At 65.4% G+C, this 22223-nt stretch carries 21 protein-coding genes; 12 read left to right on the forward strand and 9 right to left on the reverse strand.

All coding sequences use genetic code 11. From position 1 onward, the window contains the following. Positions 1–38: 38 nt before the first annotated feature. From B2W55_RS01930 to B2W55_RS01945, 4 genes are all read right to left on the reverse strand, one after another. Positions 39–1511 carry an amidase gene (locus B2W55_RS01930; RefSeq protein WP_024581667.1) on the reverse strand — a complete coding sequence of 491 codons (1473 nt, stop codon included), beginning with the start codon at positions 1509–1511 and terminating at the stop codon, positions 39–41. Between the two features lie 107 nt (positions 1512–1618). Further along, positions 1619–2410, reverse strand: a complete 792-nt coding sequence (locus B2W55_RS01935; protein WP_291532176.1) for a hypothetical protein — start codon at positions 2408–2410, stop codon at positions 1619–1621. A 95-nt stretch (positions 2411–2505) separates the two neighbouring features. Beyond that, positions 2506–3477: an iron exporter MbfA gene (mbfA, locus tag B2W55_RS01940; RefSeq protein ID WP_024581669.1), complete on the reverse strand. Its 972-nt coding sequence runs from the start codon at positions 3475–3477 to the stop codon at positions 2506–2508. A 172-nt stretch (positions 3478–3649) separates the two neighbouring features. Next, a complete protein-coding gene (locus tag B2W55_RS01945; protein ID WP_024581670.1) occupies positions 3650–4804 on the reverse strand; it encodes an alpha/beta fold hydrolase in 1155 nt (384 codons plus the stop codon). A 102-nt stretch (positions 4805–4906) separates the two neighbouring features. On the opposite strand from B2W55_RS01945, the gene B2W55_RS01950 reads away from it, so the two are divergent. Then, positions 4907–5413, forward strand: a complete 507-nt coding sequence (locus B2W55_RS01950; RefSeq protein WP_024581671.1) for a hypothetical protein — start codon at positions 4907–4909, stop codon at positions 5411–5413. Between the two features lie 6 nt (positions 5414–5419). Here B2W55_RS01950 and B2W55_RS01955 read toward each other — a convergent pair whose 3' ends face one another. After that, positions 5420–6964 carry an acyl-CoA synthetase gene (locus B2W55_RS01955; protein ID WP_024581672.1) on the reverse strand — a complete coding sequence of 515 codons (1545 nt, stop codon included), beginning with the start codon at positions 6962–6964 and terminating at the stop codon, positions 5420–5422. A 180-nt stretch (positions 6965–7144) separates the two neighbouring features. Then, on the reverse strand, positions 7145–8317 hold the full coding sequence (locus tag B2W55_RS01960; protein WP_024581673.1) for an acetyl-CoA C-acetyltransferase: 1173 nt from the start codon (positions 8315–8317) through the stop codon (positions 7145–7147). Positions 8318–8428: 111 nt separating this feature from the next. Here B2W55_RS01960 and B2W55_RS01965 point away from each other — a divergent pair, with 111 nt between their 5' ends. From B2W55_RS01965 to B2W55_RS02005, 9 genes are all read left to right on the forward strand, one after another. Beyond that, a complete protein-coding gene (locus tag B2W55_RS01965; RefSeq protein ID WP_035635965.1) occupies positions 8429–9157 on the forward strand; it encodes a TetR family transcriptional regulator in 729 nt (242 codons plus the stop codon). Positions 9158–9216: 59 nt separating this feature from the next. Continuing rightward, the gene (locus B2W55_RS01970; RefSeq protein WP_024581675.1) at positions 9217–9975 is read left to right on the forward strand and encodes an SDR family NAD(P)-dependent oxidoreductase; all 759 of its coding nucleotides are present in this window, start codon (positions 9217–9219) and stop codon (positions 9973–9975) included. A gap of 186 nt (positions 9976–10161) precedes the next feature. Next, positions 10162–10968, forward strand: coding sequence for an enoyl-CoA hydratase/isomerase family protein (locus B2W55_RS01975; RefSeq protein WP_024581676.1), 807 nt, complete (start codon positions 10162–10164; stop codon positions 10966–10968). Between the two features lie 41 nt (positions 10969–11009). After that, the gene (locus tag B2W55_RS01980) at positions 11010–12875 is read left to right on the forward strand and encodes an AMP-binding protein (protein ID WP_024581677.1); all 1866 of its coding nucleotides are present in this window, start codon (positions 11010–11012) and stop codon (positions 12873–12875) included. 160 nt (positions 12876–13035) lie between these two features. Then, positions 13036–14163 (forward strand): acyl-CoA dehydrogenase family protein, encoded by a 1128-nt coding sequence (locus B2W55_RS01985; protein WP_024581678.1) that lies wholly within the window; start codon positions 13036–13038, stop codon positions 14161–14163. Between the two features lie 12 nt (positions 14164–14175). Continuing rightward, positions 14176–15423 carry an acyl-CoA dehydrogenase gene (locus B2W55_RS01990; protein WP_024581679.1) on the forward strand — a complete coding sequence of 416 codons (1248 nt, stop codon included), beginning with the start codon at positions 14176–14178 and terminating at the stop codon, positions 15421–15423. A gap of 29 nt (positions 15424–15452) precedes the next feature. Continuing rightward, positions 15453–16697: an acyl-CoA dehydrogenase gene (locus B2W55_RS01995; RefSeq protein ID WP_024581680.1), complete on the forward strand. Its 1245-nt coding sequence runs from the start codon at positions 15453–15455 to the stop codon at positions 16695–16697. Between the two features lie 102 nt (positions 16698–16799). After that, complete coding sequence (locus tag B2W55_RS02000; RefSeq protein WP_024581681.1) at positions 16800–17498, forward strand: nitroreductase; 699 nt, start codon at positions 16800–16802, stop codon at positions 17496–17498. Between the two features lie 71 nt (positions 17499–17569). Further along, a complete protein-coding gene (locus B2W55_RS02005; protein ID WP_024581682.1) occupies positions 17570–17980 on the forward strand; it encodes a hypothetical protein in 411 nt (136 codons plus the stop codon). Here B2W55_RS02005 and B2W55_RS02010 read toward each other — a convergent pair. Further along, positions 17977–18978 carry a helix-turn-helix transcriptional regulator gene (locus tag B2W55_RS02010; protein ID WP_024581683.1) on the reverse strand — a complete coding sequence of 334 codons (1002 nt, stop codon included), beginning with the start codon at positions 18976–18978 and terminating at the stop codon, positions 17977–17979. The genes B2W55_RS02005 and B2W55_RS02010 overlap by 4 nt on opposite strands. An 84-nt stretch (positions 18979–19062) precedes the next feature. Here B2W55_RS02010 and B2W55_RS02015 point away from each other — a divergent pair, with 84 nt between their 5' ends. Then, on the forward strand, positions 19063–19707 hold the full coding sequence (locus B2W55_RS02015) for a glutathione S-transferase family protein (RefSeq protein WP_024581684.1): 645 nt from the start codon (positions 19063–19065) through the stop codon (positions 19705–19707). A gap of 14 nt (positions 19708–19721) precedes the next feature. Next, complete coding sequence (locus B2W55_RS02020) at positions 19722–20156, forward strand: DUF6157 family protein (RefSeq protein WP_024581685.1); 435 nt, start codon at positions 19722–19724, stop codon at positions 20154–20156. A 133-nt stretch (positions 20157–20289) separates the two neighbouring features. Here B2W55_RS02020 and B2W55_RS02025 read toward each other — a convergent pair whose 3' ends face one another. Beyond that, positions 20290–21075: an enoyl-CoA hydratase/isomerase family protein gene (locus B2W55_RS02025; RefSeq protein WP_024581686.1), complete on the reverse strand. Its 786-nt coding sequence runs from the start codon at positions 21073–21075 to the stop codon at positions 20290–20292. A gap of 11 nt (positions 21076–21086) precedes the next feature. Further along, complete coding sequence (locus B2W55_RS02030; RefSeq protein WP_024581687.1) at positions 21087–22199, reverse strand: cyclic nucleotide-gated ion channel; 1113 nt, start codon at positions 22197–22199, stop codon at positions 21087–21089. Positions 22200–22223 lie beyond the last annotated feature (24 nt).

The following is a 22223-nucleotide window of genomic DNA, read 5'->3' on the forward strand; positions in this document are numbered from 1 at the left end:
GATTGCTTCGCTTCGCTCGCAATGACGGCGCGCGTCACTCAATCATCGAACGCCTTCGGCGGCACGAAGCCGCCGAACTCGCGTTCGATCAGTTCGGCGAGCTTCAGCGGCGTGCGGTCTTCCAGCATCGGGCCGACGATCTGCACGCCGATCGGCAGTCCGTCGGGCGCAAAGCCGGTCGGGATCGCGGTGGAGGGCAGGCCGGGCAGGGTCGCGATGCCGGGCCAGGCGAGCTGGTCGGTGTAGACGTGCGGCTCGCCGTCGATCAGGATCTTGCGCTGCTCCTGGTCGGGCGAATGATCGTGCGGATAGGCCGGGGTCGGCATGATCGGGCAGATCACCGCGTCGAACGATTTGAACAGCTCGCGCCACTGCGCGCGCAGCCGGGCGCGGCCGCCGTCGGCGATCACCCAGTCGCGGTGGCTGAGCGCGATGCCGCGTAGCCGTTCGGCTTGCAGGCTGGTGTTGTCGGCCGGCAGCGCCGCCGCGGCGGCGCTGGCGCCGGCATAGACCTCCGGCGGGAAGCTCGCCGCCAGGAACGACAGCAGGATCCGCATATAGAGCCGCGAGGAGGCGGCGAAGTCCGGCAGCAGCGGGCTTGTGCGAGACACCTTTGCGCCGGCCCTGTCGAGATTGCTGGCGAGCTTGTCGATGCTTCCGCGGATCACCTTATCGGTCGGCAGCACCGGATCGCTGTCGATCACCAGGATGCGGAAATCCTTCAACGTGCTGTGGCGCGCCGCGGGCAGGTCGAGCCGGTAGGCCTTGCCCGCTTCGAGCGGGTCGGGGCCGGCCATTACGTCGAGCAGCAGTGCGAGATCGGCCGCGCCGCGCGCCATCGGGCCGATCACCGACAGGTCGCGATCGAACGGCAGCGGCGGCAGCGGCGGCGGGGTGTGACCGCGCGACGGCAGCAGCGCAAAGGTCGGCTTGTGCGCATAGATGCCGCAGTGGAATCCCGGCACGCGCAGCGAACCGCCGATGTCGGAGCCGAGCGACAGCGCGCCATAACCCGCGGCGAGCGCCGCCGACGATCCGCCGGAGGAGCCGCCGGGCGTGCGGCCGAGGTCGTAGGGATTGTTGGTGGTGCCGTAGATCTCGTTGTAGCTCTGCCAGTCGGCGAGCCCCACCGGCACGTTGGTCTTGCCGAGGATCACGCCGCCGGCGTCCTTCACCCGCTGGATCGAGAGCGCGTCCTCGGCCGGGACGAAGTCCTTTTGCGGCAGGAAGCCCCAGGTGGTCGGTAGGCCCGCGACGTTGAAGGATTCCTTCACCGTCATCGGGATGCCGAGCAGCGGCTTGTGCTCGCCGCGCGCAATTGCGGCGTCGGCGGCGCGTGCGGCAGCGAGGCCGCGATCGAAATCGCGCACGCAGATCGCGTTGACCTTGCCGTCGTGGCGCTCGATGCGGCCGATCGCATCTTCCGCAAGCTCGACCGCCGAGACCTGCTTTCTGCGCAACGCCTCCGACAGTTCGATGGCGGTCTTGAAACTCCATTGCGATTTGGCCACGGCATGCTCCCTGGTTTTGGCGGCGATCATGCGCAGAATGGAGCAGACGGGCAAGGTTCACTTGATCGCAATTGCGTGGGCGCGAGCTGCCAGGGATCTGGAGCGTGCTAATACGGCGTGGTGCGCGCCGACAGATGTGCCATCGGATTGATTGCGCCGTTCGCGCTCGATCGCTCTCCCGCAGCCTCCTTGGCTCCGGGCACCGGAAATGCGTAGCCGATGATGGTCTTGAACACGAGCCGGTCGGACGCCGGCGTCAGGCCGTAACCAACGCCGAAATCGATGTCGACGTCGCCGACCTTGAAGTCGGTGACAGCGAACAGCGTGTGCTGTTGTTGTGCCAGCGGGCTGAAATTGCCGATCTTGCCGAAGTCGGCGTAATATTCGAGGCCGACATAGACATCGTCCTTCAGCTTGCGCGCCACGCGCGCGGCCGGTGCGAAGTCCGCCTCGCCATACCTGCCGAAGCCGACGTCGACGATCGGGTTGACGATGAATTCATAGTCCGCATTGCGCACGCCGATGATCGGCCGGATCTCGAGGCCCCAACGGGTCTGCGCGAATTTTGGCATCTCGTAGCTGAGCTCGAAATTGATGCCGTAGAACAGGTTGCGCTTGTCGGCGTTGGGCGAGACGAACAGCGTGCGCAGCTTGAACGCATCGGACAGGAACTGCTGGTCCTGCACCGCGAACGGCAGATAGAGCCCGAGCTCCCACCAGTCAGTCATGCCATAGGCGAATTCCGGCGTGCCGTTGAGGCTGTGGTTGGACGGAAAGCCGCCGGGGAACGGCGGGTCTTTCTGGCCGACGCCGACATAGTTGAGATGTTGCTGGATGGTGAATTGCCCGACCTCGGCAATGGCGGCGTTGTAGACCTGGATCTCGTCGGTCGCCCGCACGCTGCCGCTCCATGAGAGCAGCGCGGCACCAAGCGCAGCGCTGGCCAAATAGCGGGCTTGATGGTGATGCCGCATCTTTGCCCCCGCCCGCTCAGCTACGCCGCACCGATCAATATGCCGACCGCGAGCACGATCGCGCCGCCGAGCACGATCTGGAACACGGCCTGCAAGAACGGCGTGTCCATGTAGCGCGAGCGGATGAAGGCGATCGCCCACAATTCGAAGAACACGACGATCCCGGCGATCGCGGTCGCGATCCAGAATGCATTGGGCCAGGCGTCGGGCACCAGATAGGGAATGGTGTGGCCGAGGCCGCCGAGCGTCGTCATCAAGCCGCAGGTGATGCCGCGCAGCCAGGGCGAGCCGCGGCCGGTCAGCGAGCCGTCGTCGGACAACGCCTCGGCAAAGCCCATGCTGATGCCGGCGCCGATCGAGGCGGCGAGGCCGACCAGAAAGGTCTGCCAGTTGTGATGGGTGGCGAAAGCGGCGGCGAACAGCGGCGCCAGCGTCGAGACCGAGCCGTCCATCAATCCGGCGAGGCCCGGTTGCACGTATTGCAGCACGAACATGCGTCGCCGGGTGCGGTCTTCCTCGGCGCGCACATCGGGCTTGAGGATCTCGCCGGTCAGCTTGATTGCGAGCTTCTCGTGACTCTTTTCTTCTTCGGCGAGATCGCCGAGCAGGCGGCGCACGCCCGTATCCTCGGCCTTCTCGGCAGCCCTGGCGTAGAAGCGCTCGGCCTCCAACTCCATGGTCTCGACTTCCCTGCGGATGGTGTCCAGCGGTAGATTCTTGGTCAGCCAGATCGGGCGCCGGCGCAGAAAGCCCTTGACGTCCTCGCGCCGGATCGGCGGCAGGTGCGGTCCGAAGCGCTGCTCGTAGGTTTCCAGCAGCCGGTGACGATGGCCGCGCTCCTCCTCGGCCATCTCTTCGAAGATCTTTGCGGTATCTGGATAGCGTTCAGCCAAGTCTTCGGCGAAGCTCATATAGATGCGGCTGTCCTCCTCCTCGGAGGCAATCGCGACCGCAAGCACCTCGCGCTCGGTCAGATCGGCGAAACTCTTCAAGGCAACTCTTTCTTCAGCTAGATTAGAATTAGAATAATTCTAATCTAGCTTTGCCTCTTAACGAGGTCAAATCTGGCGTTCCCGACCGGCGTGCGCCGAACAGGTCACCGGAGCGGGATCGAAGGAGAAAAGCCTTTGAAGATCAATTAGAAGCGTTCTCACCCTGACGCCCTTACGGACCGATGCCGGCCTCTCGCAGGAAAGTGAACAGCAGCCGGCTCACCTCGTCCGGCTGTTCCTGCTGTACCCAGTGGCCGGCGCCGTCGACCAGATGGCAGCCGATCATCCTGGTGCAGGCTTTGCCCTGCATCGCCTCGAACACGCCGGGCCGCTGGTAGGTGCCCCAATCCTGCTTGCCCGAGATGAACGCGGATGGCTGGTCGATGCTGCGCCCGCTCCAGGTTTGCAGTTCCGGCACGAACGCGCCCGACGTCCCGCAACGATACCATTGCAGGCCGCCCTGGAATCCGGTGCGCTCGTATTCCGCGCTGTAATAGGCGAGCTCGCGATCCGGCAGCCAGGTGTTGGCGGCGATCGCGGCGCGCGACGGCATCTCTTCGGCGACCGTCGCGGCCATGTCCTTGGCGAGATCCATCACGTAATAGGTCGGCAGTTTTGCCAGTTCGCCCGCCGACCATGACTCCAGCCGATACGGCCTATTGTCTTTCCAGTCCGCGCTCTTGTGATGGTAATAGGCGCGCAGGAAGTCGTGCACGCCTTGCGGCGCGTGATGCATGTCGGCATTGGCCGGTCGCGTCGAGTAGTACCATTGGTAATGCTTGCGCGGCCGCGACAGCGCGGCGAGTTCGCGATGGACCGGGTCTTCGGTCGCGGGCTTCGCCGGCTCGTTCGCCGTATTGAATGGCAGCGACGGCGGGCCTGAGAACGGCGCGCTCATCATCACTACGGCGCGGAACACGTCGGGGCGGATCAGCGCGCACCACGCCGCGACCGACGAGCCGAAATCATGCCCGACCACGGCATCGACGTGCTTGTAGCCGAACGCCGCGACCAGTCCGACCGCGTCGCGCACCAGATTGGGCAGGCGGAAGGGGGCGAGATCGCCGTCATAATCCGCGCTCCAGCCGGTGGTGCGACCATAGCCGCGCTGGTCGGGCGCGATCACGTGATAGCCGGCTGCGGCGAGCTTCGGCATCACCTTGCGCCAGGAAAACGCCAGCTCCGGAAAGCCGTGCAGCAGCAACAGGCTGGGGCGGCCGGAGGTTTCGAAGCCCGCTTCGAGCACATGCATGCGCAGGCCGTTGATCCCGTCGACATAGCGCGAGCGGATCGTGGAGGGCAGCGGGATATCGGGAAGAGCTTCCATCTGGGATCACCTGTTGGGCATCGCCGCACAACCAGCGCATTTGGCTGTATGCTGGCGGCCATTGTGTCACGATAGCAACTTTGCTCAGGGGATGCCTACCGCATGCGCTACGCGAGGAGTGCAGGGCTGCCCGGCTGGATATTGCAGCTTGGTCTGACTGTCGCAGCCGCGAGCCTGGTGCTGATGTCGGCCGTGCGCGCGGCCGACATCAAGCAGCTGACCGAGAAATTGCCGCATGCCTATATCGGCGAATTCCTGTGGGACGGCGACACCACGGTGCAGAACGTCGTGATCACCTTCGACAAGGTGCAGCCGCTGAACGAGCAGAACGCGGAAGCGTTCGGCTGCGGTTCATATGAAGCCGGACGTCAGGTGACGAAGATCGGCGTGCGGATGTTCATCCGGCTGTCCGATCTCGAGGTCGAGATCTTCGAGCGCTCGCCTGACGGCAACGGAATATTCGAGACCGACGGCAGCCATCGCGGCAAATTGTCGGCCGATCTCCAGCAGATCGATGCGCAGTGGACCACGACCAGCACCGGCCAGCACGGCCAACTGCACCTGCGCGCCGCCACCTCCGCAGCCTGCGAGCCGGCGGCGGAGTTGTAGCTGGGCTTACGCCTTCGCCGGCGCTTTCGGCCAATAGCGGTCGCGCAGATGGCGCTTCACCAGCTTGCCGGTCGGCGTGCGCGGCAGCTCCTGCTCGAAGTCGATGCTCTTCGGGCATTTGATCGGCGACAGATGCTGCCGGCAGAACGCGATCAACTCGGCCTCGAGCGCCTTGCCGGCCTTGCCGATGTCATGCGGCTGCACCACGGCCTTGACCTCCTCGCCCATCTCCTCGTTCGGCACGCCGAACACCGCGACGTCGGAGACCGCGGGATGCGTGATCAGCACGTCCTCGGTCTCCTGCGGATAGATGTTCACGCCGCCGGAGATGATCATGTAGCTCTTGCGGTCGGTGAGATAGAGGAAGCCTTCCTCATCCAGGTAGCCGACGTCGCCGAGCGTCGACCAGCCCTTGGCGTTGTAGGCCTTCTTGGTCTTCTCCGGATCGTTGTGATAGCTGAACACGGGCGCGTCGGCGAAATAGACCTGACCGATCTGCCCCATCGGCGCTTCCTGATCGTTCTCGTCGAGGATCTTGACCTTGCCGACCACGGCGCGGCCGACCGTGCCGCGATGGGTCAGCCATTGCTGCGAGGTCGAGACCGTGACGCCGTTGCCTTCGGAGCCGGCGTAATACTCGATCAGGATCGGCCCCCACCACTCGATCATCTTCGCTTTCACATCGACCGGGCAGGGCGCCGCAGCGTGGATCGCGCCCTTCAGCGACGACACCTTGTAGCGGGCGCGCACCTCGTCGGGCAGCTTCAGCATGCGCACGAACATGGTCGGCACCAGCTGCGACTGCGTTACCTTGTGCTTTTCGACCTGCTTCAAGAAGTCCTCGGCGTCGAAATGCTCCATGATCACGGAGGTGCCGCCGAGCACAGTCGCCATCATGTTGAAGCGCAAGGGAGCCGCGTGATAGAGCGGCGCCGGCGACAGGTAGATCGAGTCGGCATTCATGCCGCACATGTCAGCCGTGAGGATGCGCAGGAACGGGTTCGGCACATCGATCCGGTTGCCCTCGAACTCCTTCTTGATGCCCTTGGGTCGCCCGGTGGTGCCGGAGGAATACAGCATGTCGTAGCCCGCGACCTCGTCGGCCACCGGCGTGGTCGGCTGCGCGGCGGCTTCCTTGTCGTAGGAGCGGAAGCCGGGCGCCGGCTCGTCCATCATGTAGAACAGCGGCTCGCCCGCCTCGCCCTTGATCAGGCCCTTCACCTTGTCGGCGCATTGCGGCGTGGTGATGAACACCTTGGCGCCGCAGTCCTTGATGATGTAGGCGATCTCCTCTTCGGTCAGATAGCGGCTGATCGCCGTGTAATAGAGGCCCGAGCGCTGCGCGGCCCAGCAGATCTCCATGAAGGCGAGGCGGTTCTCCATCAGGATCGCGATGTGGTCGCCGGGCTTCAGGCCGAGCGAGCGGAACAGATGCGCGCCCTGGTTCGAGAGCTCGTCGAGCTCGCGGTAGGTGATGGCCTTGCCGCTGCCCGCCATCTGGTAGGCGATCTTGTCCGGATGGTTGCGCGCGTGGATGGAGGGGTGGGTCATTGTGTTTCCTCAAGGCATCAATAGTGGTCGTCCCGGCGAAGGCCGGGACCCATAACCACAAATTTTTGTTGTTGGACTGGGCTGTGGCCCCAGCCGGGCCTAACCACGGGTGCCTGTGGTTATGGGTCCCGGCCTTCGCCGGGACGACACTATTGTTGTTGCCGCCGATGCGGACTCTTCCTACAGCCGCTCGACGATCGTGACGTTGGCCATGCCGCCGCCTTCACACATGGTCTGCAAGCCGTAGCGCTTGTTGCGCTGCTTCAGGGCATGCAGCAGCGTGGTCATCAGCTTGGTGCCGCTGCCGCCGAGCGGATGGCCGAGCGCGATCGCGCCGCCATTGACGTTGAGCCGCGCCGGGTCGGCGCCGGTGGTCTTCAGCCATGCGGTCGGCACCGAGGCGAAGGCTTCGTTGACCTCGAACAGGTCGATGTCGTCGATTGTCATGCCGGCCTTTTGCAGGGCACGCTGGGTCGCCGGCAGCGGCGCTTCCAGCATGATCACGGGATCACCGCCCATCATGGTGAGATGATGGATGCGCGCCATCGGCGTGAGGCCGAGCGCCTTCAGGCCCTTCTCGTTGACGACCATCACGCCGGAGGCGCCGTCGCAGATCTGGCTGGCGCTGGCCGCGGTCAGCTTGCCGTTCTCGGCGATCAGCTTGACGCCCTTGATGCCGTCGAGGCTGGCGTCGAAGCGGATGCCCTCGTCGATGTGGTGGGTGTCGGTCGAGCCGTCGGCGCGGGTGATCTGGACCGGCACGATCTCGTCCTTGAAGTGGCCGGCCTGGGTCGCCGCGATCGCGCGCTGATGGCTGTTGTAGGAATATTCGTCGAGCTCATCCTTCGACAGGCCGTACTTCTCGGCCATCATCTCCGCGCCGGTGAACTGGCTGAACACGATGTTGGGATATTTCGCCTCGATCCCCGGGCTCTTGTAATGGCCGAAGCCGTTCTTGGCCGGCAGCGAGGAGGCGAGGCCCATCGGCACGCGGGTCATCGATTCCACGCCGGCGGCGATCACGCAGTCCATGGTGCCAGACATCACCGCCTGCGCGGCGAAGTGCAGCGCCTGCTGCGAGGAGCCGCACTGGCGGTCGATCGAGGTCGCGGGCACGCTCTCCGGCAGCTTCGAGGCCATCACAGCGTTGCGGGCGACGTTGGTGGACTGCTCGCCGGCCTGCATCACGCAGCCCATGATGACGTCCTCGACCTGCGCGGGATCGACGCCGGTGCGATCGACCAGCGCATCGAGCACGGTGGCGGCCAGATCGGCCGGATGCCAGCCGGCGAGACGCCCTCCCTTGCGGCCGCCCGCGGTGCGAGCGGCGGCGACGATATAGGCCTCGGCCATGTCTGATCTCCCTGATGTTTCTGGATTGATCGGTCTTTGAGTTGGGCCGGATTTAAGGGGCGGCTCAGCATTTAGTCAATCAATCAATTAACTCTTGAGTGCAGCCCCGCCATGGGCTTATGTGCGGCCTCGATTTACCGTCGTGTCCAGACACAGAGCGGGACCAGAGCGCAGTTGAACACCAGCGTACCGACGAAACTCGCCGCGGGCAAAAATGCCACCGCCGACAAGCTATTGGTCGCAGCCAGCGAGCTGATGATCGAGCGCGCCTCGATCGAGGTTTCGCTGTCCGACATCGCCCAGAAGTCGGGCGTCAACGCGGCCCTGGTGAAATATCATTTCGGCAACAAGGACGGGCTGCTGCTGGCCCTGCTGGCGCGCGATGCCGCCACCGAGATGTCGCAGCTCGAATACCTGATCAGCCAGCCGATCACGCCATCGGCGAAACTGCGCCTGCATATCGGCGGCATCATCCGTGCCTATCACCAGTTCCCCTATATGAACCGGCTGATCCATTATCTCCTGCACGAGAGCTCGCCTTCCGCCGCCAACGAAGTGTCGAAATTCTTCGTCGCGCCGCTGTTGGATTTTCACCGCCGGCTGCTCGCCGAAGGCATCAAGGCCGGCGAATTCCGCAAGATCGATCCGGTGCTGTTCTACACCAGCCTGATCGGCGCCTGCGATCACCTGTTCTTCGGCCGCCATGCGATGTCGCGCGCGGTCGGCGTCGGTCCGGTCACCGACGAGGTCTGCCGCGAATACATCAAGCACATGGAAGCCTTGATCTTCGGCGGCGTGCTCAATCCCGACCAGGCAACGGCAGTGATCGCCGCCGGATAACAAAGTTCGAAGTCCAGAGAAGAAACGCCCGAGAAAACGCCCAAGGAAAGGTTGTTCCCATGCAGTTGAAAGATGTTGCCGTTCTCATCACCGGCGGTGGCTCCGGCCTCGGCGCCGCGACCGCGCGCGCCATGGCCGCCAAGGGCGCCAAGATCGGCGTGATCGACCAGAACAAGGAAAACGCCGAGAAGGTCGCCGCCGAGGTGAAAGGCGTTGCCCTGCACGCCGACGTCACCGACGAGGAAGCGATCAAGGCCGCGATCGCCAAGGCCGAAGCCGCGCACGGCGTTGCCCGTGTGCTGATGAACTGCGCCGGCATCGGCGGCTCGCAGCGCATTATCGGCAAGGACGGAACGTACCCGCTGGCGAAATTCGTCCGCATCATCAATGTCAATCTGATCGGCACCTTCAATGTGCTCCGCCTGTTCGCCGAGCGCCTCGCCACCGCCGAGACGGTCGGCGAGGAGCGCGGCGTCGTGATCAACACGGCTTCCGTTGCGGCCTATGAAGGCCAGATCGGCCAGATCGCCTATGCCGCCTCGAAGGGCGGCGTCGTCGGCCTCACGCTGCCGGCCGCGCGCGACCTCGCGAGCCTGAAGATCCGCGTCAACACCATCGCGCCCGGCCTGTTCCTGACGCCGCTGCTGATGGGTCTCAACGAAGAAGCGCGCAAGAGCCTCGGCGCCCAGGTGCCGCACCCGGCCCGTCTCGGCGACGCCTCGGAATACGGCAACCTCGCCGTCCACATCGTTGAGAACCCCATGCTCAACGGCGAGACCATCCGCCTCGACGGCGCCATCCGCATGGCGCCGCGCTAGCGCGCGCCTTGTCTCAACCCTCCCCCCTTGTGGGGGAGGGCGGCAGCGAAGGCTGCCGGGAGAGGGGTTCTCGCCGCGGCCACCCCTCTCTGAAGCGAACACGCGGCAACCACGCACATGCCCTCTCCCGCAAGGGGGGAGGGCGCATTAACCCGCACCGCATCCGCAGATGCAGGAGTGTGACGCGTGACAAATCCGCTGCTGATCGAACATCACGACGGAGTCGATTGGGTCACGCTCAATCGCCCCGACAGCCTCAACGCGCTCGACCCTTCGCTGATCGACGCGCTCAACACCTATTTCCAGGGCTTGCAGCGCAATCGCGACACCCGGGTCGTGGTGCTGAAGGGCGCTGGCGCGAATTTCTGCGCCGGACTCGACCTCAAGCACGTGATGGCGCGGCGCGGCGGGCAGACCGAGCCGCCGGGCGTCACTGAATCCCTGGACTCGCAGCGTCGCATCGCCGACATCGTGATGTTGATGCGGCGCGCTCCGCAGCCGATCATCGCGCTGGTGCAAGGCGCGGCCGCCGGCGGCGGCTTCGCGCTGGCGCTCGCGGCCGACATCCGCATCGCGGCGAAGACCGCGCGGATGAACTGCGCCTTCATCAAGCTCGGGCTCGGCGGCTGCGACATCGGCACCAGCTATTTCCTGCCGCGCCTCGTCGGCGTGTCGGTGGCGTCAGAGCTGATCCTGACCGGGCGCTTCATCAATGCCGATCGCGCGCTTGCCGTCGGTCTCGTGTCTGAAGTCGTCGAGGTCGCCGATCTCGATACCGCCGCCAATCCTTACATCGATGCGATGATGACGGCCTCGCCGGTCGGCCTGCGCCTCTCGAAGGAATGCATCAACATGAGCGTCGACGCCGGCTCGATCGAAGCCGTGATTGCGATGGAGGATCGTAATCAGGTGCTATGCAGCCGGTCGGAAGATTTCCAGGAAGGCATCAGGGCCTTCCTTGAGAAACGAAAGCCTGTCTATATCAGGCGCTGAGAACAGATCCTCAAAAGGACAAGAATTCCGGGAGACGCAAAATGGATGGAGACGCGGCGATGCTGACGAAACCCGCCTTCCGCAAGGTGGATTGGCTCGCGCGTGACATCGCGGTCGAACGGCGCGACGACGGCACTGTCGTCTTGAAGTCGCGGATTCCACTCCAGGCCTACGAAACGCACATCCCGGCGTACCTCGCCAAATGGGCGGCACAGGCGCCCGAGCGCATCTGGCTCGCGCAGCGCGGCGGCCCCGACCGGCAGTGGCGCAAGGTCTCCTACGGTGAAGCCAAGCGCACCGTCGATGCGCTGACCCAAAGCCTGCTCAATCTCGGTGTCGGCGAGGGCCGGCCCGTCGCGATCCTCTCGGGCAACTCGATCGAACACGCGCTGATGACGCAGGCCGCGATGCAGGCGCGGCTGCCGGCCGCGCCCGTATCGCCGGCCTATTCGCTGATGAGCCAGGATCATCTCAAGCTCAAATATCTCTTCAACCTGATCAAGCCTGCCGTCGTGATGGTGCAGGACGGACCTGCCTTCGAGAAGGCGCTGAAAGCGCTTGATCTCACGGGCATCACCGTCATTCACGTGCTGCGGCCCTGCGAGGGCATCAAGAGCACGGCCTTTGCCGATCTCGCGGCGACGCCGGTGACATCAGCGGTCGATGAGTCCATTGCCAAGATCACGCCCGACACCACCGGCAAGCTGCTATTCACCTCGGGCTCGACCGGCATGCCCAAGGCCGTCATCAACACCCAGCAGATGATGTGCGCCAACGCGGCGATGATGATGCAGGTGCGTCCGCGCGAAACGGCTGGACCGATCCCGACCGTGCTCGACTGGATGCCGTGGAATCACACCATGGGCGGCAACGCCGCGTTCAATCCGGTGCTGGTCGATGGCGGCACGCTCTATATCGACGACGGCCGGCCGATGCCGGGTCTTTTCGAGGAGACCATCAGGAACCTGCGCGAGGTGTCGCCGACCTACTACGCCAACGTGCCCGCCGGCTATGCCGCGCTTGCGGCCGCGATGGAGAAGGACGCGGCGCTGTGCGCGAGCTTCTTCAAGAACCTCTCGATCATGGCCTATGGCGGCGCGCGGTTGCCCGACGATCTCTACGACCGCATGCAGGCGCTGGCGGTGAAGACGTCAGGCGAGCGCATCGTGTTCTACACCGGCTGGGGCTCGACCGAGACCGCGCCGACCTCGACCGGCACCTATTGGGACACCGAGCGCGTCGGCCTGATCGGCCTGCCGTTCCCCGGCGTCGAGCTCAAGATGGTGCCGTGCGGCTCGAAGTACGAATTGCGGCTGCGCGGCGTCAACGTCACGCCGGGCTATTTCGGCCAGCCGGACCTCACCGCGAAGATGTTCGACGAGGAAGGCTTCTACTGCATCGGCGATGCCGGCGTGTTCGTCGATCCCCAGGACCCGCTGCAAGGCATCATCTTCGCCGGCCGTGTGGTCGAGGACTTCAAGCTGACCACCGGCACCTTCGTCCATGTCGGCTCGCTGCGCACCGATGCGATCTCGGCCGCGACGCCGGTCGTGCATGACGCGCTGGTTGCGGGACAGGATCGCGAGTTCATCGGCCTGCTGTGCTGGCCGAACCTGCATGCCTGCCGTCAGCTCGTCGGCAATGCGGATGCGAGCTATGAGGAGGTGATCCGGCACCCGGCCGTGATCGCCTGCCTCGAAAAGGGCTTGCAGGCCCACAACGCCTCCACCACCGGCAGCAGCATGCGGATCGCGCGCGCGATGCTGATGGTCGAGCCGCCATCGATCGACGGCAACGAGCTCACCGACAAGGGCTACATCAACCAGCGCGCGGGCCTCGAACGCCGGGCGGAGCTGGTCGACAAGCTCTATGCCGCGCAGCCCTGCGGCGAGGTGATCGTGCTGTGATGAGGCCCACGTTCTCTCCATTCGTCATTCCGGGGCGCGCGAAGCGCGAGCCCGGAATCCATTTTACAGCGAGTCCGGAGTCCGATGGATTCCGGGCTCGCGACTTCGTCGCGCCCCGGAATGACGAAGAACACGTGACAGCAAGAAAAAGGGTAACGCCATGAACTTCGATTTCTCCGACGAACAGAAGCAGATGCGCGACGAGGCGCGGAAATTCCTCAGCGAGCAATGCCCGCCGAAGGCCGTGCGCGAGGTGCTCGACGGCAAGGCGCCCTACGACAAGGCGCTGTGGAAGGGCCTCGCCGAGATGGGCTTCCTCGGTGTCGCGATCCCGGAACAGTTCGGCGGCGCGGGCGCCGGCCATCTGGAGCTTTGCGTGATCGCCGAGGAAATGGGCCGCGCGCTGGCGCCGGTGCCGTTCTCTTCCACGGTCTATCTCGCCGCCGAAGCGCTGCTGATCGCAGGCAGCGACGCGCAGAAGCAGAAGTGGCTGCCGAAGATCGCCTCGGGCGATGCCATCGGCACGCTGGCGCTGTTCGAGGGCAAGGGCAATCCGTCGCCGAAGGCGGTCAAGCTCACGGCCAATGGCGGCGTGCTCAACGGCGTCAAGAAGCCGGTCGCCGATGGCGCGATCGCCGACTTCGCCGTGGTCGCGGCGCGCACCGGCTCCAGCGGGCGCGAGTCCGATATCTCGCTGTTCATCGTCGACCTCAAGGCAGGCGGCGTCGAGATCAAGTCGCTGACCAATATCGATCTGACCCGTGGTCAGGCCGAGATCACCTTCAAGGACGCCAAGGCGGAGCCGCTCGGTGCCGCCGGCGAGGGCTGGGGCGTGATCGCCCAGGTGCTGGATCGCGCCGCCGTGCTGATGGCGTTCGAGCAGGTCGGCGGCGCCGACCGTGCGCTGGAAATGGGCCGCGACTACGCGCTCGACCGTATCGCGTTCGGCCGTCCGATCGGCTCGTTCCAGGCGGTCAAGCACATGCTGGCCGACATGTATGTCTCGGCGACGCTGGCGCGCTCGAACTGCTACTACGGCGCGTGGGCGCTCTCGACCAATGCCGGCGAGTTGCCGGAAGCCGCGGCCGCCGCGCGCATCAGCGCGACGCAGGCGTTCCAGCACTGCGCCAAGAACAACATCCAGGTCCATGGCGGCATGGGCTTCACCTGGGAGTTCGACTGCCACATGTACTATCGCCGCGCCAATGCGGTGGCGCTCGGTCTCGGCAGCCTGTCCTATTGGGAAGACGCGCTGATCGATCGCATGCGCAAGAAGAACGCGGCGTAAGCGGAGCCTGTCATGAATTTCGACGACACCCCGCAGGAGGCCGCATTCCGCGCCGAGGCGAAGGCCTGGATCGGAGCCAATGCGCCGAAGCAATATGAGGACGAGCTGCGCAAAGCCTCGCTCGGCCGCGTCGGGCTCAAGGGCGCCAACATTCTCGAGGTCGCCAAGGCCTGGCAGAAGAAGAAGGCCGATGCCGGCTGGGCCTGCCTGCACTGGCCGAAGGAGTATGGCGGCCGCGGCTCGTCGCCGATCGAGCGCGTGATCTGGCAGCAGGAGGAGGGCCCGTTCGGCCGTCTCAGCTCGATGTTCATCATCGGTCACGGCATGTGCGGGCCGACCATGATGGCGTTCGCCGGCGAGGAGCAGAAGCGCAAATACCTGCCGCCGCTGGCCTCCGGCGAGAAGATCTGGTGCCAGCTGTTCTCGGAGCCCGCCGGCGGCTCCGACGTCGCCGGCCTGCGCACCCGCGCCGAGAAGCAGGGCGACGAATGGGTCGTCAACGGCCAGAAGATCTGGACCTCGGGCGCGCATTATTCCGACTACGGCATCCTGTTGACCCGCACCGATCCCACGGTCGCCAAGCACAAGGGTCTCACCATGTTCTTCCTGGACATGAAGAGCCCGGGCGTCGAGGTCAGGCCGATCAAGCAGGCGAGCGGGGCGTCTGATTTCAACGAAGTCTATTTCACAGACGTGCGGATTCCGGACTCGCAGCGCTTGGGCCAAGTCAATGACGGCTGGAACGTGTCGCTGACCACGCTGATGAACGAGCGCATGTCGATCGGCGCCGGTGTCGCCACCGGCTTCCCCGAGCTGTTCGATTTCTGCAACAGCCTGATGCTTGATGATGGTCCGGCGATCGAGAACCGCGCGGTGCGTTCCAAGCTCGCCAACTGGGCGGTGAAGGCGAGCGGGCTGAAGTACACCAGCATGCGCGCGATCTCCGCGCTGTCGCGCGGCGAGCGTCCGGGACCGGAGAACTCGATCGGCAAGCTGGTCGCCGGTTCGATGATCCAGGACGTCGCGACCTACGCGCTCGACCTGCAAGGCGCCGCCGGCGCGCTGAACGGGCCGGAAGATGCCGAGGCCGCCGGCAAATTCCAGGCGATGCTGCTGCGTGCGCCGGGCACCCGTGTCGAGGGCGGCACCGACGAGATCATGCGCAACATCATCGCCGAACGCGTGCTGGGCCTGCCCGGCGATATCCGGGTCGACAAGGACGTTCCCTTCAACAAGATCCCGACCAAGGGCCGCGCGTAACGGCGCCGGAACAACGAGAGAGGTTCGCCATGAATTTCGATGACACGCCGCAGGAAGCCGAGTTCCGCGCCATCGCCCGCAAGTGGATCGCCGCCAACGCGCCGAAGGAGTTCGAAGAGGAGCTTTCGAAGTCGTCGCTCGGCCGCATCCGGCTCGCCAAGCACGACATGGTCGAGGTCGGCAAGGCCTGGCAGAAGAAGAAGGCGGAGGGCGGCTGGGCCTGCCTGCACTGGCCGAAGGAATATGGCGGTCGCGGCGCCACTCCGATCGAGCGCGTGATCTGGCAGCAGGAAGAGGGCGTTTACGGCAAGCTGACGCAGCCGTTCCAGATCGGCGAGGGCATGTGCGGCCCGACCGTGATGGCCTGGGGTAGTGAAGACGCCAAGCGCCGCTATCTGCCGAAGCTGGCTGCGGGCGAGGAGATCTGGTGCCAGCTGTTCTCCGAGCCGTCGGCCGGCTCCGACGTCGCGGGGCTGCGCACCCGCGCCGAGAAGAAGGGCGACAATTGGGTCGTCAACGGCCAAAAAATCTGGACTTCGGGCGCGCATTATTCCGACTACGGCCTGTTGATCGCGCGCACCGATCCGAATGTGCCCAAGCACAAGGGCCTCACGATGTTCTTCCTCGACATGAAGAGCCCGGGCGTCGAGGTGCGGCCGATCAAGCAGGCCAACGGCATGCAGGAGTTCAACGAGGTCTATTTCACCGACGTCGTGATCCCGGACAGCCAGCGGCTTGGCGCGGTCGGTGAGGGCTGGAGCGTGTCGCTGACCACGCTGATGAATGAGCGCATGTCGATCGGCGCGCGGCTCGCGACTGGCGTGCCCGAGATGTTCGAGTTCTGCTCCAACCTGATGCTGGAAGACGGGCTTGCGATCGACGATCCAGCGGTGCGCTCCAAGCTTGCGAGCTGGGCGGTTAAGGCGAGCGGGCTGAAATACACCAGCTACCGCGCCATCTCCGCGCTGTCGAAGGGCGAGCGGCCGGGTCCGGAAAACTCCATCGGCAAGCTCGTCTCCGGCCTGATGCTGCAAGACATCGCGACCTATGCGATGGACCTCGAGGGCGCTGCCGGCAGCCTCACCGGCACCGATGAGGAGCAGGCCAACGGCCAGTTCCAGCAGATGCTGCTGTCGTCGCCCTCGATGCGCATCGCCGGCGGCACCGACGAGATCCTGCGCAACATCATCGCCGAGCGCGTGCTGGGCCTGCCCGGCGACATCCGGGTCGACAAGGACGTGCCCTACAACAAGATCCCGACCAAGGGCAGATGATCGTAGGGTGGGTTAGCCGAAGGCGTAACCCACCATTTCACCCGATGCGCGAGAAGAGGTGGGTTACGCTTCGCTAACCCACCCTACGACAACGAGGACGCGATGGACGCCGCAGTAAAGCAAGAAGACCGCATCGGCGCGCTCGAGGAGCTGCTCAACGAGCGCTACTCGGTGCGCGCGTTCCTGCCGCGCGAAGTGCCGCGCGAGGTCATCGAACATATCCTCAGCGTCGCGCAGCGCACCGCGTCCTGGTGCAATAGCCAGCCCTGGCAGGTGTTGATCGCGAGCGGCGAGGCCAAGGAGCGCTTCCGCAAGGCGATCTACGCCGAGGCTGCATCGGGCGCCAAGGATGACCACGACTTCACGCCGCCGCGCGAATATGTCGGGGTCTATCTGGAACGCCGTCGTGAAAGCGGCTTCCAGCTCTACAACACACTCGGCATCGCGCGCGGCGACAAGGCCGCCTATGGCAGGCAGGCGCTGGAGAACTACAATTTCTTCGGCGCGCCGCATGTCGCCGTGATTCACACCAACGAGCCGCTCGGCATCTATGGCGCGATCGATTGTGGCGGTTATGTCTCGAACTTCATGCTGGCCGCGCAGGCGCTCGGGCTCGGTACCATCCCGCAGGCCGCGCTCGCCCGCCATTCCGGGCTGATCCGCCGCCATTTCAACCTGGCCGAGGACCGCCGGATCGTCTGCGGTATCTCGTTCGGCTATGCCGACAATGCCCACAAGGTGAACAGCTACCGCACGTCGCGCGCAACTGTGGCGGACACCGTCACATTCGTGGATGTATAATATCCTCAAGGCGGGACCTGTGTGCCCGCCGAGGATAAGAAGACGCGACAGTAAAAACCTCAAGAAGAACAATGGCGAACAGCGCCGCTCTGACGCCGGCAGAGATCAGCTGGCAGCTGCACCGTCTGCCTGCGCTCGAGCGCGATGCGTTCGTCGCCGCGCATTGTCTGGGACAGGGTGTCGCCTGGAAGACCCGCTTCTTCGATGCGATCGACTGGGGCGCGGGGTCGGTGCTGCAATTCAGTTTCCTGCAGCGCGGATGGCACCGCCATTCGCGGCTCGACAATCCGATCTATGCCTATATCGACATCGAGCAGCATCCGGAAACGCGCGGTCTGCGCCGCGGCCGGCGGATTGATCTTCAGGGGACGATCAAGGGCGTCGACTTCGTCACCGGGATTACGCTAACGCTCGACAAGTTCGAGATCCTGCCGGTCAATTTCCTCGACCGCTTTGTCATCAGCTCCGACAGCCGCTACTAGCCCTTGCGTCCCGCCACGCGGCGCGGCGGCGCATCGGCATAGCGCGCGGCCATCGCGCCGGTCAGTTCGGCCATCTTCTCGCGCAGCCCGTCGGGTGCGATCACCTCGACCTCGGCGCCGAGCCGCAGCAGTTCGCTTGCCGCATGCCATACCGTCTTGCCAACCGGGATGGCGGCGGCGCGCCAGCCGTCGGCATCGGTGCCATCGGCAAGCCGGATCCGGGCTTTCACGTAAGGATGTGCCAGCGCATCGAACAACTTCAGCCCGAGCGGCGACAGCCGCACCGTGGCCTGGTTCGGATGCAGCTCGGCCTCGAGCCGCTCGATCGACGTGCGCCAGTAGGCGGCGAGGTCGAAATCCGCCGGCCGCGCGAACGGCATCTCCAGGACTATGCAATCCAGCACGCGCGCGACGCGATAGGTGCGCACGGTGTCGTCGACCAAGCCTGCAACGTACCAGCTGCCGCCCTTCAGCACGAGGCCGAGTGGCGCGAGGCGCCGCCGTCTCTCGGACTTCCAGCTCTGGTAGCGAATCTCGATCAGGTTCTCGCGCAGCACCGCGCCAGCGATGGCGCGCAGATGCGTCGGCTCCTCGGTCTCGCCGAACCAGCCGGGCGCGTCGAGATGGAAGCGCTGCTGCATGCCCCGCGCATTGGGGCGCAGATTCTCCGGCAGCGCCGCCATCAGCTTGGTCTGCGCCGCCGCCATCGCCGCGTCGAGGCCGAGCGCGGCGGCAGGTCCGGGCAGGCCGGCCATGAACAGCGCCTCGGCCTCGCCCTGCGACAACCCGTTGAGCCGGACGCGATAGCCATCGAGCAGGCGGTAGCCGCCCTCGGCGCCGCGATCGGCATAGACAGGGACGCCGGCGGCGGCGAGTGCATCGATGTCGCGATAGATGGTGCGCACCGAGACCTCGCAGGCTTCCGCCAGTTCAGGCGCGGTGACCTGCCCCTTGGCCTGCAGGGTGGTGAGGATGGAAAACAGCCGGCTCGCGCGCATGGCGAAAATCATACCTGACACAGGATGTCAGGTATAGGCGGGCATAAGGAGTTCACGCCCCCGATGGCGCAAGGAGATCCGCCCATGACCACTACCGACCGTGTCACGCTGTTTTACTCGCCGCAAACCCGCGCCACCGGCGCCCGCGTGCTGCTGGAGGAGCTCGGCGCGCCCTACGATCTGCACGTCCTCAACATGAAGGCGGGCGAGCAGCGCAACGACGCCTATCTCGCCATCAATCCACTGGGCAAGGTGCCGGCGATCCGCCATGGCGATGCGCTCGTGACCGAGCAGGTCGCGATCTTCATCTATCTCGCCGATCTGTTTCCGCAGGCAGGCCTGACGCCGGCGCTGCACGACCCGCGCCGCGGCCCCTATCTGCGCTGGATCGCCTATTACGGCTCGTCGTTCGAGCCGGCGGTGATCGACCATTTCATGAAGCGCACGCCGGCGCCGATCACGCAATCGCCCTATGCCGATTACGATACCATGCTGGGTGCGTTGGAATCGCAGCTCGCGAAGGGACCGTACCTGCTCGGCGAACAGATCACGGCAGCCGACATCCTCTGGGGCATGGCGTTCAACTGGACCATGATGTTCGGCATCGTGCCGAAAAGGGACGTCTTCGTCCGCTATGCCGAACGCATCGCCGCGCGGCCGGCGTTCCAGCTGATATCGAAGGCTGACGACGAGATGGCGGCGCAGCATGCTGTGACCGCCGGAGTGTGATACGGATCGTGCCGATGGCGAAAGTCCAGCACAGCACCAACTGCTTCAACACGCTGATCCGCGTGGCGGAGGATTGTCCGGCGCAGCACGGCGAGGAGCCGCAGCTGCGCGGCGGCCAGCCGACGGTCGCCGTGCTGCAATACCGGATGCTGTCCGGCGCGCCCTATAAACACACCTCCGACGACGTGGTGTTCGCGACGTCGTCGGCCGGCCGCGCGCTTGATCCAAAGGCCACGAAGAAGGAACGCAACGCGGCACGCGAGACCTTCTTCTCGCGCGGCCAGGCCTGCATGCGCGCCTCGCCGCTCGGCAAGCGCTTCGGCTGGGGCGTGCATGCCGACGCCGATGGCCGCATCGCGATCTACGCCGTCGACAGCAAGCGCTACCAGGCGCTCGCCGGCGATCCCGAGGTCGCGCAGACCCGCGCGATGCGGAGCAAGCGAGGCTGAGGCGTTCTTCTCATCCTCCGCTGGAGGGCGAGCCTCGAAGGGTGCACGGCCACCAGCCGAGCCGTCGACCCTTCGAGACCCGCGCGAGAGCGCGCTCCTCGGGGTGACGGTGCTGATAGTATGGGACGCCGAACTAAAACCTCGGCGCCCTTTTCTCGGCGAACGCCTTGATGCCTTCCTTGATCTCGTCGCCGCGCATGCTGTCGCGGTGGCGCTGGTCGGCGGCGGCTTCGCCGAGCTGGCCGCGGGCGAATTCGTTGACGGCGCGTTTCATGCCGGCCATCGCCTTCGGCGCGTTGCCGGCCAGGATCGTCGCCAGCCGGTCGACCTCCTCGTCGAGCACATCGAGCGGCACCATCGCGGTGAGGTAACCGATCCGCAGCATTTCCGGCGCCGATATCTTCTGCGCGGTCAGGAACAGCATCTTGGCGTTGTCGACGCCGAGCCGCGTGACATAGCGCTTGATGCCGCTGGTGTAGTAGTGCAGCCCGAGCCGCGCCGCCGGCATGAACATTTCAGCGGTATCGACGCCGATGCGGAAGTCGCAGGCGAGCGCGAGGTCGGTGGAGCCGCCATAGACCCCGCCATTGAGCCGGCAGATCGTCGGCACGCTCAAATCCTCGAGACGGTTGACCACGACCTCGAACGCCGAGCCCGCGCTCTGCTGCTCGTTCGCGCTCGCGGCGCGCTCGGCCACCGAGTTGAGGTCGTAGCCGGCCGAGAAGGCGCGGCCGGTCCCGGTCAGCACCAGCACGCGGATCGCGGGATCGGCCTCGATCCGGTCGAACAGCGTGACCAGCGCGCCGAGATCCTCGGCCTGCAATCGGTTGAGGTGCTTCGGCCGGTTGAGACGGATCGTGGCGCGCGCGCCCGCGATCTCGAGCACGGGTCCGCTGGCGGTGTCGGCCGCGTCAGCCATCTTGGTCTCCATCATTGATTCTCACGTTCGCGCCGCTTCGCCTCGGCGTCGATGGTCTCGGCGAGATCGGGGTGCCTTGCCATCAACAGGCGGAAATCGACCAGGTCAAGCACCAACAGCCGCGTCACCTTGCTGGTCGAGACGCTGGCGCCGCGCTTGGCGTTGCCGAGCAGCGCCATCTCGCCGAAGAACGCACCTTCGCCGAGCTTGACCTTGCGCCCGGGCAGGTCGACCTCGACCTCGCCGGCGGCGACGAAATACATGCAGTCGCCATTGGTGTCCTTGCGGATGATCATGGTGCGTGGCGGCAGGTCCATGGTCCGCAGCACCTGGGTGACGTCGGCGATCGCGGCCGGGCCGAGATGCGCGAAGAACGGCACCTTGCTGACGGTCTCCCAGGTTTTCAGAAAATTGTCGCGGCGGGTTTCCGCGGCAAAGCCGGTCGCCAGGATACCGGTCCACAGCCCGAACACGCCGAGCCCGGAGATCATCACCATGGCGGCGACGATGCGGCCAAGCGGGGTGATCGGCACCACGTCGCCATAGCCGGTCGTGGTCAGCGTCACCACCGCCCACCACAGCGCCGCCGGCACGCTGCCGAAGGTTTGCGGCTGCACGTCCCGCTCCAGGAAATACTCCGCGACCGAGGCCAGGAACACCACCATCAGGAAGATCACGAGCACGCTGAGCAGCGGCCCGGACTCCACCACCAGCACGCGTCGGAGCTGGCGCAGGCCGGGAATGCCCGGCACCACCTTGAGCACCCAGAGCACGCCGAGCAGCCACGCGGTTTTCGGCTCGACGCCGGCGAGCAGCGCCAGCGGCACCGCCAGCGCCCCGATCGCATCGACCACGCCGGCGCTGGACAGCTGGTAGAACCACAGTTTGCCCTGCTGGCGCATATGGCGCAGCCGCACCAGCCATTCGAATACGAAATAGGCTAGGCAGGCCCACAGCAGCGCATCGACCCAGTTCGGGGCCGCGTCATAGGCCGGCGCCACCGTCAGCAGCGTCATCATGGCGACGCCGGCCGCGACCGCGACATAGGCCGCCGTGGTCATGTTGCGGCCGGCAGTGGCGGAGACGAAGCGCGTCAAAGCCGGGAGGACGAGCCGCTTGGACATCGGAACGAGGTTTGCCTGTCGATC

Origin of the sequence: Bradyrhizobium sp. UBA2491, from assembly GCF_002341725.1 — a bacterium.
In the GTDB taxonomy this organism is placed as follows: domain Bacteria; phylum Pseudomonadota; class Alphaproteobacteria; order Rhizobiales; family Xanthobacteraceae; genus Bradyrhizobium.